A 14837-nucleotide genomic window follows, 5' to 3' on the forward strand; every position below is an offset into this window, starting at 1 on the left:
AAAAAAGTTCGTTAAAAATATTTTTTAAGCAAATTGACGTAAAAAACGCACATCATTCTGGAAGAACATACGCAGATCATTTACACCGTAACGCAACATAGCAAAGCGCTCTACACCTAAACCAAAAGCAAAACCTTTGTATTTTTCAGGATCAATTCCGGCTGCTTGTAATACATTTGGATGCACCATACCGCAACCTAAAACTTCTAACCAGCGACCACGCTCATCCATAATATCGACTTCTGCACTTGGTTCTGTGAATGGGAAATAGGAAGGGCGAAAACGAACCGTTAAATCTTTTTCAAAAAATTCATTTAAAAGATTAATCAACAAACCTTTCAGCTCGGCAAAGCTGGTACTTTCCGCAATGTATAGACCTTCAATTTGATGAAACATTGGGGAATGCGTTTGATCCGAATCACAACGGTAGACACGACCTGGACAAACAATACGAATAGGCGGCTGCTGTGTTTCCATAGTACGAATTTGCACACCAGATGTATGGGTACGTAGCAAATGATTGACATCAAAATAGAACGTATCATGCATGGCACGTGCAGGGTGATGTCCAGGAATATTTAAGGCTTCAAAGTTGTGATAATCGTCTTCAACTTCAGGACCGGTTGCTACAGTAAAGCCTGCTTTAGTAAAGAATTGACAAATGCGTTCTTGCACTTGGGTCACAGGATGAATACTACCCACACTCTGCCCACGCCCTGGTAAGGTTATGTCGATCATCTCATTTGCGAGTTTTTGCTCTAATTCGACTTTTTGTAATTCCGTTTGGCGTGCGGTTAATGCGCCTGTCATGGCTTCACGAACACTATGAATCTTTGCCCCGAAAACTTTACGTTCTTCTGGATCCATTTTACCTAAAGCTTTGGATTGTTCCGCAAGCTGGCTCTTTTTCCCTGTAAATTGCACTCGTACTTGATCGAGTGTAGCAAGGTTCTCTGCTGCTGCAATCGCAGCGAGCGCTTCATTGGTCAGGGCTTCCAGTGACATAATAACTCTCAAAGCAACAATTTAAAAATATAATAAAACCAGATATTCTAACAGTTTTTAAGCACGTTGATGAAGCTCCATGTACATGAAAAATTAGATTGGCATCCAGATTTAGAAAAAGTATAAGATAAAGTCAACATTCATGAGATTAATAATAATGGCGCTTGACCCAATTTGGAAACAACAGCTCGCTTTGGTCACTTATGGTAATGAGTATCTGAGTCAAAATTTAAGTTTTAATGATTGGGTACACCATTCAATTTTTAATCAACATTGTCTTCATTTTCGTGATTTATTGACACAACATCTACTGGCTCAGCATTTTCAAATCTGGTTAGAAGGACTAAAAAAACAAGGGACTCAGCGCCTGAGTCTACATAGCTCAAGCCTGTTAAATGATGAAAAAAATCCAAATGCCAATGTTGAGTTATTGGCCATGCCTCATTTTATGGTCAGCCATGAATCTCACAAAAAAACGGCTTGGATTTTGGGTAAAGAATTGGCTGAGTGGTATAGCTCAGAGCAGGATTATGATGTGCCTAAAGCACAACAAGAGCAGCTCCGTCACGAAAGCTTTTGGCGTTTCGAACTCAATCCCAAACTTGCAAAACTCGTAGATGCAGATTTACAACGGCCCAATTGGGATGATATTCAGGCCTATACCGATAATGAATTATTTAAAACTCAATTTGCTGATGGATTCAATGAGCCTGTCCATCGAGATTTTCCTTATTATGGTATTCCACAGACTCAAGTAGAGACGATAGATGGTTTAGCTGCGTATAGCAGTCAATATTTACCTGTATTGCCAAGCAAATATTCCGCAGATTATGCACACCGCACATTACATCGTCTAGAAAGCTTAGCCGCCTACATTCGCCAACAACAGCAAGATCCATTCCATGCTGATGGCACTGAATTAAGTCCAGAACAACAGCTCAATCTACGTCATTTTTCGCAAAAACTAGACGATTTAACCGCAAAATTTATCGTTAAAGTTGCTAATCACTATCAATCTGCACAATTGACGAAAATTGAAATTACCAATCCCCTAGATAGTACAAATTTAGTCACTGAACCAGCTCAAAACCTAAAAATCAACAAGCCTCAAACGCCATCTCATAAAGTAGGCGCATCTGGAGTCATTAAACTGATTCTCTTAACCATCATTATTTGTGTTTGTGCCTATTATTTTGGTCTTTAGTTTTTTGTAATCATTGAAAAAGCCACTTAAAAATTAGGAAAATCTGAGATAGATCAAAATGAGAGGGTATGTATTAAAAAAGCAGAATAAACATCATTTATTCTGCTTTGTTTGATTTTAAGAATGAATCAATATTAAATAAAGCACATCTTTTTCTTCAATCCTGAGTCATAGCTCATAGAAATCGAATATTACAAATCAAGTTTTTTGTGATCAGCCTCTATTTCACTGGTATGCCCTGTAAGACTGCCTTTAAGCAGTTTAAATAATTGTGTCACTTTATTATCAGTTACATTCCAATATTCTGCGCTGATTGCCTCAGCCACCAAAATCCGAATACTAGGATCATGCTTGCCTTCGAACCAATTGTCTGCCCACGGATTCCAGAGAGTTTCAATTAAGGCAGGATCTGTACTCAGTGTGGCATGTCCGCTGATCGAAACATAAATACTGTCAGACGGCTTGGCAAAAGATAAACCAATTTGATGACGACCTGCCTGAATCGCATTCACCAGATCATTGGTATCACGCATCATAAAATAAAGATTTTGACTCTCATTTAGATGCTCAGAATTTAGCATGGTCATGGGCTGAGAATGCAATTCATGCGTCTCAGTGGTATGACTGATCATAGAATATCGTACATCTTTAAGCAGTTCCCATAATTTTTCACGATATTGATCTGACATGATATTTTCTCCTGAAACTCAATTATAGAAATGATTGCGTATTGACTTGCTTACACAGTAATCCGATTTTTGATTTTAATTCACTGATCTTACTGAATTGATACAGTTGAATACTAAAGAAATAGCTTAAAGATCCTGAGAAATAACAAAGAAGAATTTGCTTATAATATTCAGCAGAATGGTAATTGTTAGAGTAATTAAAGCTTCACTTCCTACCACACTCTAAATCATTGGTTTTTTTAGTTTAACCCTTTAAATTTTAATTTAATCACTTGATTATTGTAGACACGACCGTGATCTCATCAGATGATTTAAGGATAAATACGCTGACTCAACCATCAACATACTTGACTTACTATTGGGGTTTTAATCGCTATTTTTGACTTTTTTTGAGGTCAGTTTTTTAAGTACTTCTGAAACTGCGATCATGGCAAAACTTGACGTCACCACCACAGCAGAACCATACCCACCACAACGTAAGCCTGCACTTGCACACACCTCTGCACTTGAAAATGGATTATCAACAGAATACACACAAGTAATGCCAAATTTGTCTTTTGGTTTTTTACAAATCCCTTTGCTCCGTAACTGACTCCGCAATTTGGCTAGCATCGGGTCTTGTTCGGTTTTAGATAAATCGGCGACCCGAATTTTTAAAGGATCAAGCTTCCCTCCTGCTCCACCTGAGACAATTAAAGAGATTTTGTTAAAACGACAATGTAGCATTAAAGCCAGTTTAGCTTTAACGTCATCAATGCAGTCGAGCACCACATCGGGTGGGTTAGATAAAAGTTCTTTGACATTATCAGCGGTTAAATAGTCATCGACCACATTAATTCTAATGCGTGGATTAATAGATAGACAGCGCTCTGCCATCACTTCAATTTTTTCACGCCCCAAAGTTGAACTTAAGGCAGGCAATTGACGGTTAATATTGGATGCTGCAATCACATCCATATCGACTAAAGTTAATTCAGCAATACCTGTCCGCGCCAAAGCTTCAACCGCCCAAGAACCAACACCACCAATACCAATCACCATGACATGACTGTGTTCATACTGACGAAAAGCCTCATCTCCATAAATTTTTTCCACCCCAGCAAAGCGGCGTTCGTATTCATCATCTTGTAGAAGATCAGTCATTCGCTATCTAGTCACTAAAAATTACCGAAGCATTTTATCAAATTCTCACTGGTTTCCATAACCCATATCTAATGTATAATGAACTTCCTAAAAAATATCATTTTTATATAAAAAAAGAGGCTTCCGCCTCTTTATATATTTTAATTCATAATAAAAAAGTATTCTCTGTAATACTTTAATTCCGCAATCGAATCACGAATATCATCCATTGCTAAATGTGAAGCATTCTTTTTCAAACCGCTCATAATTTCTGGACGCCAGCGTTTTGCTAACTCTTTCACACTCGATACATCTAAATTACGATAATGGAAAAATTGTTCTAATTCAGGCATCAAGCGATGCATGAAACGGCGGTCTTGGCAAATTGAATTTCCGCACATGGGTGACACTTTCGGATTAATCCATTTTTTTAAGAATTCAATGGTCTGTTGTTCTGCATCTTCTACTGTAAGCTTACTTCGACGAACACGTTCAATTAATCCAGACTGACCATGTTGACGTGTATTCCATTCATCCATCGCATTTAAGATAAGCGGTGACTGATGGATCGCCAGCACAGGACCTTCCGCTAGAATATTGAGTTTATCATCGGTGACTATCGTCGCAATCTCAATAATTTTATCGTTATCAGTATCTAGACCTGTCATTTCTAGGTCAATCCAGATGAGGCGGGTATCAGGTGTGCTGCTCATAAATGTGCAATCTTATTGGGCTTAAAAACAACTATAGTAGCAAATTAATTGCAACTTGGCTGTAACTCCTACCCCGCTTCATGCTATTTTTGCCATCTCTTAGTTCATGCTTTTTTTAGGATATGAATGGCTTTAATTCGTAAACGTCGTTTAACTGAACAGCAGCAACGTCGCATTCAGAAACAACAGCAAACACGTCAAGAAGAACTCGATACTTCAAATGATTTAGAAGGTCTGGTGGTGCAACACTACGGTCGTCAACTTGAAGTTCAAGCCCTATCATTGCCTGATGAACAACCCATTAAGCCTGAAGTAAAAACAGGTGAACCCGATCCTTTCTGGAAACCGATTGAAATTGGTACTGTTTGGCGCTGTCATACGCGTACGAATCTAGAAGCCTTAGTGACAGGCGATCGAGTTAAATGGCAGGCCGACCCAAATACAGGATTGGGTATTATCACCGCGATTCATCCGCGTCAATCGTTACTCACCCGCCCTGACCGTTATCATAAAGTTAAACCTGTCGCGGCTAATGTGAGTTTGATTGTCATTGTATTCGCCTCCTTTCCTGAAGTCGCACCCAGCCTCATTGATCGTTATATCGTGGCGTGTGCTGACGCAGACATCCCTGCCTTGTTGGTATTAAATAAAGCTGACTTAATTCAGGAAAATGATCCTATTTTGACTTTGATGCAAGAATATCGAGTCTTAGGTTATGAAGTGATGCAATGTCAGTCCAACGGTGATTTGACTGCTCTTGCAGATCGTTTAGCTGGCGAAACTGTCGCTTTTGTAGGGCAATCTGGCGTCGGCAAAAGCTCACTCATTAACGCATTGGTTCCAGATGCAGCGCAAAAGACCAATATTATTTCTGAAAATTCGGCACTCGGTCAGCACACCACCACATCGACACGTTTAATTGCCTTTGGTGAAGGTGCTGCGCTCATTGACTCTCCTGGAATTCGTGAATTTGGTTTGTGGCATTTAAATGCTGATAAAGTCCAACGTGGTTTTCCAGAACTTGAAAATCTACTGGGACATTGTCAATTTCGTAACTGTACACACAAACATGAAAAGCAATGTGCTTTACGTTTAGCCGCAGAATCAGGTGAAATTTTGCAGCGCCGATTAGACAGTTATTTGCGTTTAACCGATGAAATTACTGAAGCACAGCAAAAAAATTAATTTTTCTTAACCCTTAGCCCTTGAAGCGGTGATTTTGATCGCCATATTTATGAGCTATACTCTACGCAATTTTAAAATTGTAATTAAGGTGACTTGTGGAACGTTGGTTCGAATTTATGGGGAATCACCCCTTCTTGTTTGGAACACTTGGGGTATTAATTGTTTTGTTCTTTGTTTTAGAAGGACAACGCAACGGTCGTAAAATTTCACCGCAATCCTTGGGGATTTTAGTCAAAGCTAAAAATGCCATGTTGATTGATTTACGTGATGCAAAAGATTTTCGTGAAGGTCACATCAGTGGCAGCCGCAATATTCCATATAGCCAAATTACCAGCCATATTGAAGAGCTAAAATCTTCAGATCGTCCGCTGGTGTTTATCTGTAACTTGGGCCAAATTGCAGGTACAGCCTTACATCAAGTAGGTCATGCTGATGCTTACCGTCTTGATGGCGGTATTAGTAACTGGAAAGCCCAAGGCTTGCCACTCATTAAAAGTAAATAGTTCGCTTAAGGAAAATTCACATGGCTGAAGTAATCATTTATTCCACCACAGTATGCCCTTATTGTATTCGTGCAAAACAACTGCTTGAGCGTAAAGGCATTGCTTATAAAGAAATTAACTTATCCAATGAAGCACCTGAAGTCCGTGTTGAACTGATGCAACGTACTCACCATCGTACTGTGCCACAAATTTTTATTAACGACCAATTTATTGGTGGTTTTGATCAACTTTATGCTTTAGAGCGTGAAGGAAAATTAAACGAATTACTGGCTTAATGCCGTATCAAATCACTTCATATTAAGGATTAAAGAATGAGTGAAGAACAACAAGCTCAACCGCAACTGGCATTAGAGCGCATTTATACCAAAGATATTTCTTTTGAAGTGCCTGGGGCTCAAGTATTTACCAAAGAATGGCAACCTGAACTGAATATTAATCTTTCATCTGCTGCAGAAAAAATTGATGCAACGCATTACGAAGTTGCATTACAAGTAGTGGTACAAGCCAATAATGCGGGTGACACAGCCTTTATTGTGGATGTCACACAATCAGGTATTTTCTTGGTAGATGGGGTTGAAGAAGAACGTCTTCCTTATATTTTGGGTGCATATTGCCCAAATATCTTGTTCCCATTCCTACGTGAAGCAGTAAATGATATGGTGACCAAAGGAAGCTTCCCACAATTGCTACTTACGCCAATTAACTTCGATGCTGAATTCGAAGCCAATATGCAACGTGCTCAAATTGCTGCGGAAGGTCAAGCTTAATCGCTTTGCTTTTAAAAATAAAAAAGACCGCATGTGCGGTCTTTTTTATTGCTGATTTTTAATTTCCTACTGGATAAAACTAGACGTTTTTAAATCAATTTATTCAGCATCCATCATTAAATCTGCGCTCATTCCTACAGTATTGAAACCTGCATCGACATACATAATTTCACCTGTAATCCCATTTGCCCAAGGCGAACATAGGAATAATGCGGCATTACCTACATCTTCAATGGTTACATTACGTTTAAGCGGTGCAACTTTTTCATTCAAATCAAGCATTTTACGGAATGATTTGATCCCAGATGCCGCCAGAGTACGAATTGGACCAGCTGAAATTGCGTTGACACGAATACCTTCGCTGCCTAGACTTGAAGCCAAATAACGTACACCGGCCTCTAATGATGCTTTCGCCATTCCCATCACGTTATAGTTTGGCATTACACGTTCAGAACCTTGGTAAGTCAATGTGAGTAAACAACCTTGACGAACTTTTAATAATGGCTTAGCCGCACGCGCCATCGCAATAAAACTATAAGCACTGATATCATGCGCTACATTAAAGCCGTCACGGTCTGTAATGTCAGTAAAATCACCATCTAAAGTATGCGCTGGTGCGAAACCAATCGAATGCACGACACCATCCAAGCCATCCCAATGTTTTGCTAACTCTGCAAAAGCTTGTTCAATTTCAGCATCAACTGCCACGTCACAAGGGAAAACCAAAGTTGAATCAAATTGTGCAGCAAAATCGTCTACACGTTTTTTTAGTTTTTCATTTGGATAAGTAAAAGCAAGTTCTGCACCTTCACGATGTAAAGATTGGGCAATACCAAATGCAATCGATAATTTACTTGCAATACCTGCAATTAAAAAACGCTTACCCGCTAAAAGTCCTTGTGCCATGTGAATTCACTCAAAATAATTTATAAGCATAATGCCAAGTCTAAAGCATTTGCGAAATTGCATAATGCGCCTTTTTTAATAGGTTATGTAAAATCATAAAAAAGCTCCCGATTTAGGGAGCTTTTTTATTTAGACCTAAAATTCTTAATCATCACCTTGTAACAGGCTGAGCAGACGTAAAAACGAGTAATACATCCATACCAAAGTTGCAAGTAAGGCAATACCACACAACCACTCCATTGCTTTGGGTGCATGTTGTGCAGCAGATGATTCAATCAAATCAAAATCGAGAATCAGGTTTAAAGATGCAATGACAGCGACAAATGCTGCAAACCCAATCCCCAACCAGTTACTTTCAAAAATAAAAGGAATACTTGAACCAAAAGCCAGACGCATTACAATTTGCACCACAAATACTATGGCGATTGCGATTGATGCTGACATCACTACAGCTTTAAACTTTTCTGTCGCACGGATAATTTGGAAACGATATAAAGCAAACATCACGAGTGTCGTAATAAAGGTCGCCAATAAGGCTTGTAATGGGACACCTGGAAATTTAATTTGGAAAATTACTGAAATTCCACCCAGAAAAGCCCCTTCAAATAAAGCATAAGGAATGGCCAATATTCGTGCTGTATTTGGCTTAAATGTTGCAATCAGGGCTAAAATTATTCCACCAATCGCTCCGACCATAGCGCCTGCATAAGCAAGTGAGATATTGGCCGTGATGAAGCTATAGAAAAACAGTGCCAAACCCACAACTGCTGCAATGACCGTTAATAAAATAGATTTTTGAATTGCACCTTGTACGGTCATGGTGTCATTAAAATCGCTTTGGGTTTCTACCCGAGTCAAAATAGGATTATTACTTTGCATGATTTACTCATTTTTGATTTGAATTATTAAAATAGTATAAATTGCTTTTTGGCTAGGCCTAATAGTTTTTTATTTTTCAACATAATAGCCCTACAAATTAAAACTGATTCAACACTTGAATACAACTTTATTTTTCTGCATTTTATACTCGATTAAGAATACATGATGTCCAACAAACTGATTCGATAAGCTGAATTTAGTATAATAACCATTCACTTTAAGCAGAAAAATGAATGCTTTTTTCTAGATCAAACATAGTCTAACCGCAATTTTATATTTCAAGCTTTAAAGCCTGTAGTGAATTTTGCCAAACTTGTTCTGCCAATAGATCAATCTCAAGATTAAGGCTTTGCGCCAATCCTATTAACACATAAGGTAAATTAGCGGGGGTATTTCTGGTCCGCTGTTCAGTTGAACGTTGACAGCACAACGGCGTCATATCAGGACAATCCGTTTCCAAAACCAGATGCTCGACTCCAATCTCCTGCACAACAGCATGTAATTTTTTTGCATTCGGATTGGTAATTTGCCCTGTCACACCAATTTTGAAACCCAATTTAATCAAAGCTTTGGCTTCTTCCACCCCTCCACTAAAAGCATGTGCAATACCTCCCTGTTTAAAATGTTGCTGTTTTAACAGCGCCAAAGTATCGGCATGTGCTTTACGAATATGTAGAAGAACAGGTTTATTAAAGTGTTGCGCCAACTCTAATTGAGCCACAAAAAACTCTTTTTGCTTTTTAAAAGTTTCAGGATGTTTATGTTGTTTTAAAAAAGTATCTAAACCAATTTCCCCAATGGCAATACATTTTTCATTTTTTAGAAGATTTTCTAAATGATTTAAATGCTCCATTTCATGCTGTTCGATATAAAATGGATGCAAGCCAGGTGCTAAATAACCTGTCGGTGCATCGACCAATTGCGCTAAAAATTGTTGAGTGTTAAGTAAATCTTGAAAACGCGATTGTATAAATCCAATCAAGATTAAACGTTCAACGCCAACTGCTTTTGCTGCATATGCCAAATGTTCCCGATCTTGATCAAAATCAGGAACATCAAAATGGGTATGTGTATCAAACAGTCGGTATGTCATCAAAAATCACATTAAGATTTTGCTTTATTATTTTCAGCAGGGTTACCGGCAGGTGAACTGTTTTTTGTTTGAACTGGAGGTAAATATTCTTTTTTCAGTACTGTTTGTAATTGATCATAAGGAATTGTCAAACGCGGTAATCCTACGACATAAGGTCCAATTTCATATTCCCCATATTGCAATACTAAACCTTGAGTGGATAAGTAAAAATTATCGGAAAGTGTAAATTTCCATACTTGTTCATATTCTTCAAGGTTGTCTGCCAATTTTGAATCCATCACCCAAATTTTAAATACTTCATGGGCTTTATTCTGTAAAATTGCTTTTTGATTTGGCGCTAAAATATCATCAAGCTTCATTTGTTTTTTGTTTTTCAAATCAAAATTATAGTAATGCTGAGAAGATGAACCATGTGCACCGCCCAAATAACTACTTGAATTTAAAACCACGGTCGCCAGTGGAACCGTTGCATTTAAAATTTTAGGCTTAATCATTAAACTAATTTGATGATGGGCACTGAGTGCTTTTAACTCCTTGTCTAATAATAAAAAAATACTTAGATAAGGAGTAATTTGTTTTTCTATTTTTTGTTTTTTTGTTTCCACCGCAATTGATGCAGGTTGGTCTAGAATTTGATTTTGACTATTTGAAGTTGTGACTTCTGTCGTTACCGCTTGTGGCTTATCTTTCAGTAACTTCGGAGAAATGTCTAAAATTTGGTCAAGCTGTTTTAAAATTTGCTCATCAATCAACTCATCTACAAAGGCTTGATTACTGGAGAGCCGTTCTATCGAAATTTCTGGACAGCTATTACCATCACATGCTGGTAGCCCCAGAGCCAGCTTTTCAGTATCTCCGACCAGTTTTACTGTTTCTACTTGCTTCGCAGGTTCAGATTGTGCAGTTTGTTGGTCTTTAGGCTCAGCTTGTTTAGGCTGACATGCCGTTAATGCCATGGTTGTAGCCAGAAAACTGATGGTAAAGAAGACTTTATTTTTAAACATGAGACTGACCTATAACGTTACTCTGGTAAATTGACTGCGACTCCATGCCGATCACTACAGCCATTCACTAGAACATATGCTGATAAACATCACTTTTCAATACCTGTTGCGTTTGTGCTTGGGTTAAATAAATATCTAATTGTGGGCCATCTTTAACAATTTCGTGAGTGCGATAATGTAAACCAACTCCTTCTTGGTCAAAGAACCAATCGGATTGGCCCCAATAGAGCTTTTGAGGTGCATTTTTTTTCACCTCAACTGATTGCTGTTTTAACCATTTTTGATAGGCCTGCTGAACAATTTGATCCATATTTGTTTGCTGTTTGGCTTCAATTAAACTCAACAAGGAAACACTTTGCTGCTTTTTACGATCGGCCACAAAAAAATAGTAACGCTCCTTAACCTTAATACCTTCTTGATTGGTGTCCACGCCCAATTGCATCAGTAAATATTGATTTCGCTGATAAGCAATTCGGGTATACATCGACAATTCATAGGCATTATTTTTCGAAAATTCGGCTTGCCAAGTATCCGATTTTTTGACATAAGCATTGATAGCTTGCTGCAAGCCCATGTCTTGTTTCATAGAAATCTGATCTTGAATAACCACCGCTTGACGTTTTGAAATCCAGTCATTTAACCAATCATCTGTGGTTTGTACAGTTTGAATTTTAACGTCAATACAGTTTTTAGTTTCGCAAAAAGGAAGGGCAATTTTTGCTGCTTGTTCTTGAATATTCAGGTAGGGCAGCACATCGGCTTGCTCTGTTTTAAGTTTTTTTTCTGCAGATTTAGAAGCAGCATCTTGTTGTTTTGATGCATCACAGGCACTGAGTATCAGACCAATGGCCATCAATAATGCACTCATTATTTTCCTGTTCATGCGAATCACTCTTTTTAAAGGAACTGATGAATATCAAAGTGGTAAATTTAAACATTATCAATAATAAAACAGCTTCCTAAAGAAGCTGTTTATCGTTCGTGATTTTAGTGTTCACGTGTCGCACGGAACTGGATATCGGGATAGCGCTCTTGCATTAACTGCAAGTTGACACGACTAGGGGCCAAATAAGTTAAATGACCACCACCATCAAGTGACAACTGATCATGAGCTTTTTTCTTAAACTCATTGAATTTTTTCTCATCATCACATGAGACCCAACGCACTGTATTGATATTCACAGGCTCGTACACACAGTCAACCTTATATTCTTCTTTTAAGCGATAGGCCACGACATCAAACTGAAGTACACCGACCGCACCCACGATCAAATCATTACTCATTTGTGGCATAAAGACTTGAGTTGCGCCTTCTTCTGAAAGTTCCTTCAAACCTTTTTGTAATTGCTTAGATTTTAACGGATCTTTTAAACGAACACGACGGAACATTTCAGGTGCAAAGTGAGGAATACCGGTAAAGTGCAGATTCTCACCCGCAGTAAATGTGTCGCCAATTTGAATGGTGCCATGATTATGCAAACCGATAATATCGCCCGGCCATGCTTGTTCAAGCTGCTCTCGCTCTCCTGCCAAAAAGGTTAAGGCATCACTAATCCGAACATCTTTACCCAGACGTACATGATTCATTTTCAAACCTTTCTCATATTTTCCTGAACAGATTCGCATGAATGCAATACGGTCACGATGTTTTGGATCCATATTGGCCTGAATTTTAAACACAAATCCAGTAAAGCCTTCTTCCGTTGCTTCAACTACACGCTCATGGGTAGGATGTGCTTTCGGTTCGGGTGCCCATTGAATAAAAGTATCAAGCACATGATCCACTGCAAAGTTACCCAAAGCAGTGCCGAATAAAACGGGGGTTTGCTTGCCTTGCAAGAATAATTCACGATCAATCGGATCATTGGCCATTTGCACCAATTCCAATGATTCTTCAAAAGCGGCAAAGGCTAAATCACCGACTTTCTCACGTAAGTCAGGATAGTCATATCCATCACGCTTTTCAATTTCGGTAATGGTTGAACCAAAACCTGCTTTATAAACGTAAAACTTTTCTTCGATCAGGTTATATACGCCAGCGAAATCACGTCCTGTTCCCATTGGCCAAGTCAATGGTACACAACGAATTTTCAAGACATTTTCAATTTCATCCAGTAATTCCAATGGCTCACGTATTTCCCGATCCATTTTATTGACAAAAGAAATGATCGGCGTGTCACGCATACGACAGACCTCCATTAATTTAATGGTTCGGTCTTCTACCCCTTTTGCACCATCAATCACCATTAAGGCAGAATCAACGGCTGTTAAAGTACGATAAGTGTCTTCCGAAAAGTCTTCATGTCCGGGAGTATCGAGTAAATTAATGACATGCTTTTTAAACGGGAACTGCATCACCGAAGTGGTAATGGAAATCCCGCGCTCTTTTTCCATCTCCATCCAGTCAGAGGTAGCAGCACGGTCTGATTTACGACTTTTCACCATCCCTGCAACTTGAATAGCCTTCCCCCACAATAACAGTTTTTCTGTCATGGTCGTTTTACCAGCATCGGGGTGGGAAATAATAGCAAAGGTTCTACGAGCCTTTACCTCTCTAGCTAATTGATCTTTAAACATGAGAAAAATCTACAATATGTACACAGTTATGTACACATTTCTAAATATGTACTAAAACTGAAAAAGTGGGAATTTAAAATTGGCGTAATTGTAGCAGATTTGAATAGGATTTTACTGATTGCGGATATGTCTTGATTTATCCACAATTGAAAGTATTGTTATCTTTTTAATCTATATCTTTGCTTCGGACTTTTCGGCTTATCAGGAATGGTACGTTTAATCAGACCAGCTTCTATTGCAGGATTTAAGTAATTCCTTTGGAATGTTGCTCGATGAGTTAATCCGACCAATTGCATCAATTCAGCTAAAGTATAATCTTCTTGCTTCATTGCCGAAAGTAAACGCTGAACTTGGTCGCTCACTTGTACGTTAACTTGAGCGGTAACATGACCGCTATCTTGAGCGGTATCAGTTGAACTAAGAATGGCATCTAAAATCATCTGTAAGATGAATTCTATAAATGGGGCTGAATCTGTTCGGTCTGTACTTGCTTGCAAAGCCTCATAGTAGGCTTTTTGATTTTGATAGATCAAACTCTCAACAGGAATATTAGCAAAGATTGGATTCCATCTGCTTAATATTAAAGTTTGCCATAGCCTTCCCATGCGACCATTGCCATCCGCAAATGGATGAATGAATTCAAACTCATAGTGAAATACTGAACTTTGGATAAGAGGATGCACTTCGCTATCATTTAACCAATCAAGTAAGTCAACCATCAGTCGATTAATTTGATTTGCAGGCGGAGCCATATGCACCACTCGATCACCTGACATTACACCAACACCACCATGACGATATTGACCGACTTCATCAATTAAACCTGTCATTAAAATTTGATGAGCTTGTAATAGGTCTTTTTCTTGGCTTGGTTGCCACTGCTGAAAGGCTTCATAGGCTTTAATGGCATTACGCACTTCCTGTACTTCTTTTGGCGGTGCAATTACGGTCTTTCCATTGATGATCGCCGTGATCTGTTCCGTACTTAAAGTGTTCCCTTCAATCGCCAGTGAGCCTTGAATGGTACGGATACGATTGGCTTTTCGTAGTTTTAAGCTGTCTTGGATTTCTTCTAGAACAGTCAGGCGCCCAATATTCTCACTAATCTGTGCAATCAGGTAAATGATTTTAGATGTGATGGTATAAGGCGGTTGGTATTTCATTTCGTTCTCAATAATTAAGCATTTCAA

General features: G+C 38.6%; 16 protein-coding genes. 5 read left to right on the forward strand and 11 right to left on the reverse strand.

What is annotated here, in order from left to right; all coding sequences use genetic code 11:
- Nucleotides 1-24 precede the first annotated feature (24 nt).
- Nucleotides 25-1005: a phenylalanine--tRNA ligase subunit alpha gene (gene pheS / locus GA0116959_RS02640; RefSeq protein ID WP_092718125.1), complete on the reverse strand. Its 981-nt coding sequence runs from the start codon at nt 1003-1005 to the stop codon at nt 25-27.
- Between the two features lie 157 nt (nt 1006-1162).
- Between pheS and GA0116959_RS02645 the strand changes: the two genes are divergently transcribed.
- Complete coding sequence (locus GA0116959_RS02645) at nt 1163-2209, forward strand: hypothetical protein (RefSeq protein WP_092718128.1); 1047 nt, start codon at nt 1163-1165, stop codon at nt 2207-2209.
- A gap of 191 nt (nt 2210-2400) precedes the next feature.
- Here GA0116959_RS02645 and GA0116959_RS02650 read toward each other — a convergent pair whose 3' ends face one another.
- From GA0116959_RS02650 to orn, 3 genes are all read right to left on the reverse strand, one after another.
- Nucleotides 2401-2898 (reverse strand): pyridoxamine 5'-phosphate oxidase family protein, encoded by a 498-nt coding sequence (locus GA0116959_RS02650; protein ID WP_092718131.1) that lies wholly within the window; start codon nt 2896-2898, stop codon nt 2401-2403.
- Nucleotides 2899-3264: 366 nt separating this feature from the next.
- Nucleotides 3265-4041, reverse strand: a complete 777-nt coding sequence (locus GA0116959_RS02655; protein WP_092718133.1) for a tRNA threonylcarbamoyladenosine dehydratase — start codon at nt 4039-4041, stop codon at nt 3265-3267.
- A 140-nt stretch (nt 4042-4181) separates the two neighbouring features.
- The gene (gene orn / locus GA0116959_RS02660; protein WP_053578701.1) at nt 4182-4733 is read right to left on the reverse strand and encodes an oligoribonuclease; all 552 of its coding nucleotides are present in this window, start codon (nt 4731-4733) and stop codon (nt 4182-4184) included.
- Nucleotides 4734-4859: 126 nt separating this feature from the next.
- Here orn and rsgA point away from each other — a divergent pair, with 126 nt between their 5' ends.
- From rsgA to secB, 4 genes are all read left to right on the forward strand, one after another.
- Nucleotides 4860-5918 (forward strand): small ribosomal subunit biogenesis GTPase RsgA, encoded by a 1059-nt coding sequence (rsgA, locus tag GA0116959_RS02665; RefSeq protein WP_092718135.1) that lies wholly within the window; start codon nt 4860-4862, stop codon nt 5916-5918.
- Between the two features lie 95 nt (nt 5919-6013).
- A complete protein-coding gene (locus GA0116959_RS02670; RefSeq protein WP_053578703.1) occupies nt 6014-6421 on the forward strand; it encodes a rhodanese-like domain-containing protein in 408 nt (135 codons plus the stop codon).
- A 20-nt stretch (nt 6422-6441) separates the two neighbouring features.
- On the forward strand, nt 6442-6696 hold the full coding sequence (gene grxC / locus GA0116959_RS02675) for a glutaredoxin 3 (protein ID WP_053578704.1): 255 nt from the start codon (nt 6442-6444) through the stop codon (nt 6694-6696).
- Between the two features lie 36 nt (nt 6697-6732).
- A complete protein-coding gene (gene secB, locus GA0116959_RS02680; protein WP_092718138.1) occupies nt 6733-7188 on the forward strand; it encodes a protein-export chaperone SecB in 456 nt (151 codons plus the stop codon).
- Between the two features lie 99 nt (nt 7189-7287).
- Here secB and GA0116959_RS02685 read toward each other — a convergent pair whose 3' ends face one another.
- From GA0116959_RS02685 to GA0116959_RS02715, 7 genes are all read right to left on the reverse strand, one after another.
- The gene (locus GA0116959_RS02685) at nt 7288-8094 is read right to left on the reverse strand and encodes an enoyl-ACP reductase FabI (RefSeq protein WP_053578706.1); all 807 of its coding nucleotides are present in this window, start codon (nt 8092-8094) and stop codon (nt 7288-7290) included.
- Between the two features lie 144 nt (nt 8095-8238).
- Entirely contained in the window at nt 8239-8973 is a 735-nt protein-coding gene (locus GA0116959_RS02690; RefSeq protein ID WP_092718141.1) for a Bax inhibitor-1/YccA family protein, read from the reverse strand.
- Between the two features lie 271 nt (nt 8974-9244).
- Nucleotides 9245-10066, reverse strand: a complete 822-nt coding sequence (locus GA0116959_RS02695) for a TatD family hydrolase (RefSeq protein WP_092718143.1) — start codon at nt 10064-10066, stop codon at nt 9245-9247.
- A gap of 11 nt (nt 10067-10077) precedes the next feature.
- On the reverse strand, nt 10078-11070 hold the full coding sequence (locus tag GA0116959_RS02700) for an RsiV family protein (protein WP_092718145.1): 993 nt from the start codon (nt 11068-11070) through the stop codon (nt 10078-10080).
- 67 nt (nt 11071-11137) lie between these two features.
- Nucleotides 11138-11938 (reverse strand): hypothetical protein, encoded by an 801-nt coding sequence (locus GA0116959_RS02705; protein ID WP_092718147.1) that lies wholly within the window; start codon nt 11936-11938, stop codon nt 11138-11140.
- Between the two features lie 119 nt (nt 11939-12057).
- Nucleotides 12058-13647, reverse strand: a complete 1590-nt coding sequence (locus GA0116959_RS02710) for a peptide chain release factor 3 (RefSeq protein ID WP_092718150.1) — start codon at nt 13645-13647, stop codon at nt 12058-12060.
- A 158-nt stretch (nt 13648-13805) separates the two neighbouring features.
- Entirely contained in the window at nt 13806-14810 is a 1005-nt protein-coding gene (locus GA0116959_RS02715) for a Fic family protein (RefSeq protein ID WP_092718153.1), read from the reverse strand.
- Between the last annotated feature and the right edge of the window lie 27 nt (nt 14811-14837).

The organism is Acinetobacter albensis (genome assembly GCF_900095025.1).
In the GTDB taxonomy this organism is placed as follows: Bacteria; Pseudomonadota; Gammaproteobacteria; order Pseudomonadales; family Moraxellaceae; genus Acinetobacter; species Acinetobacter albensis.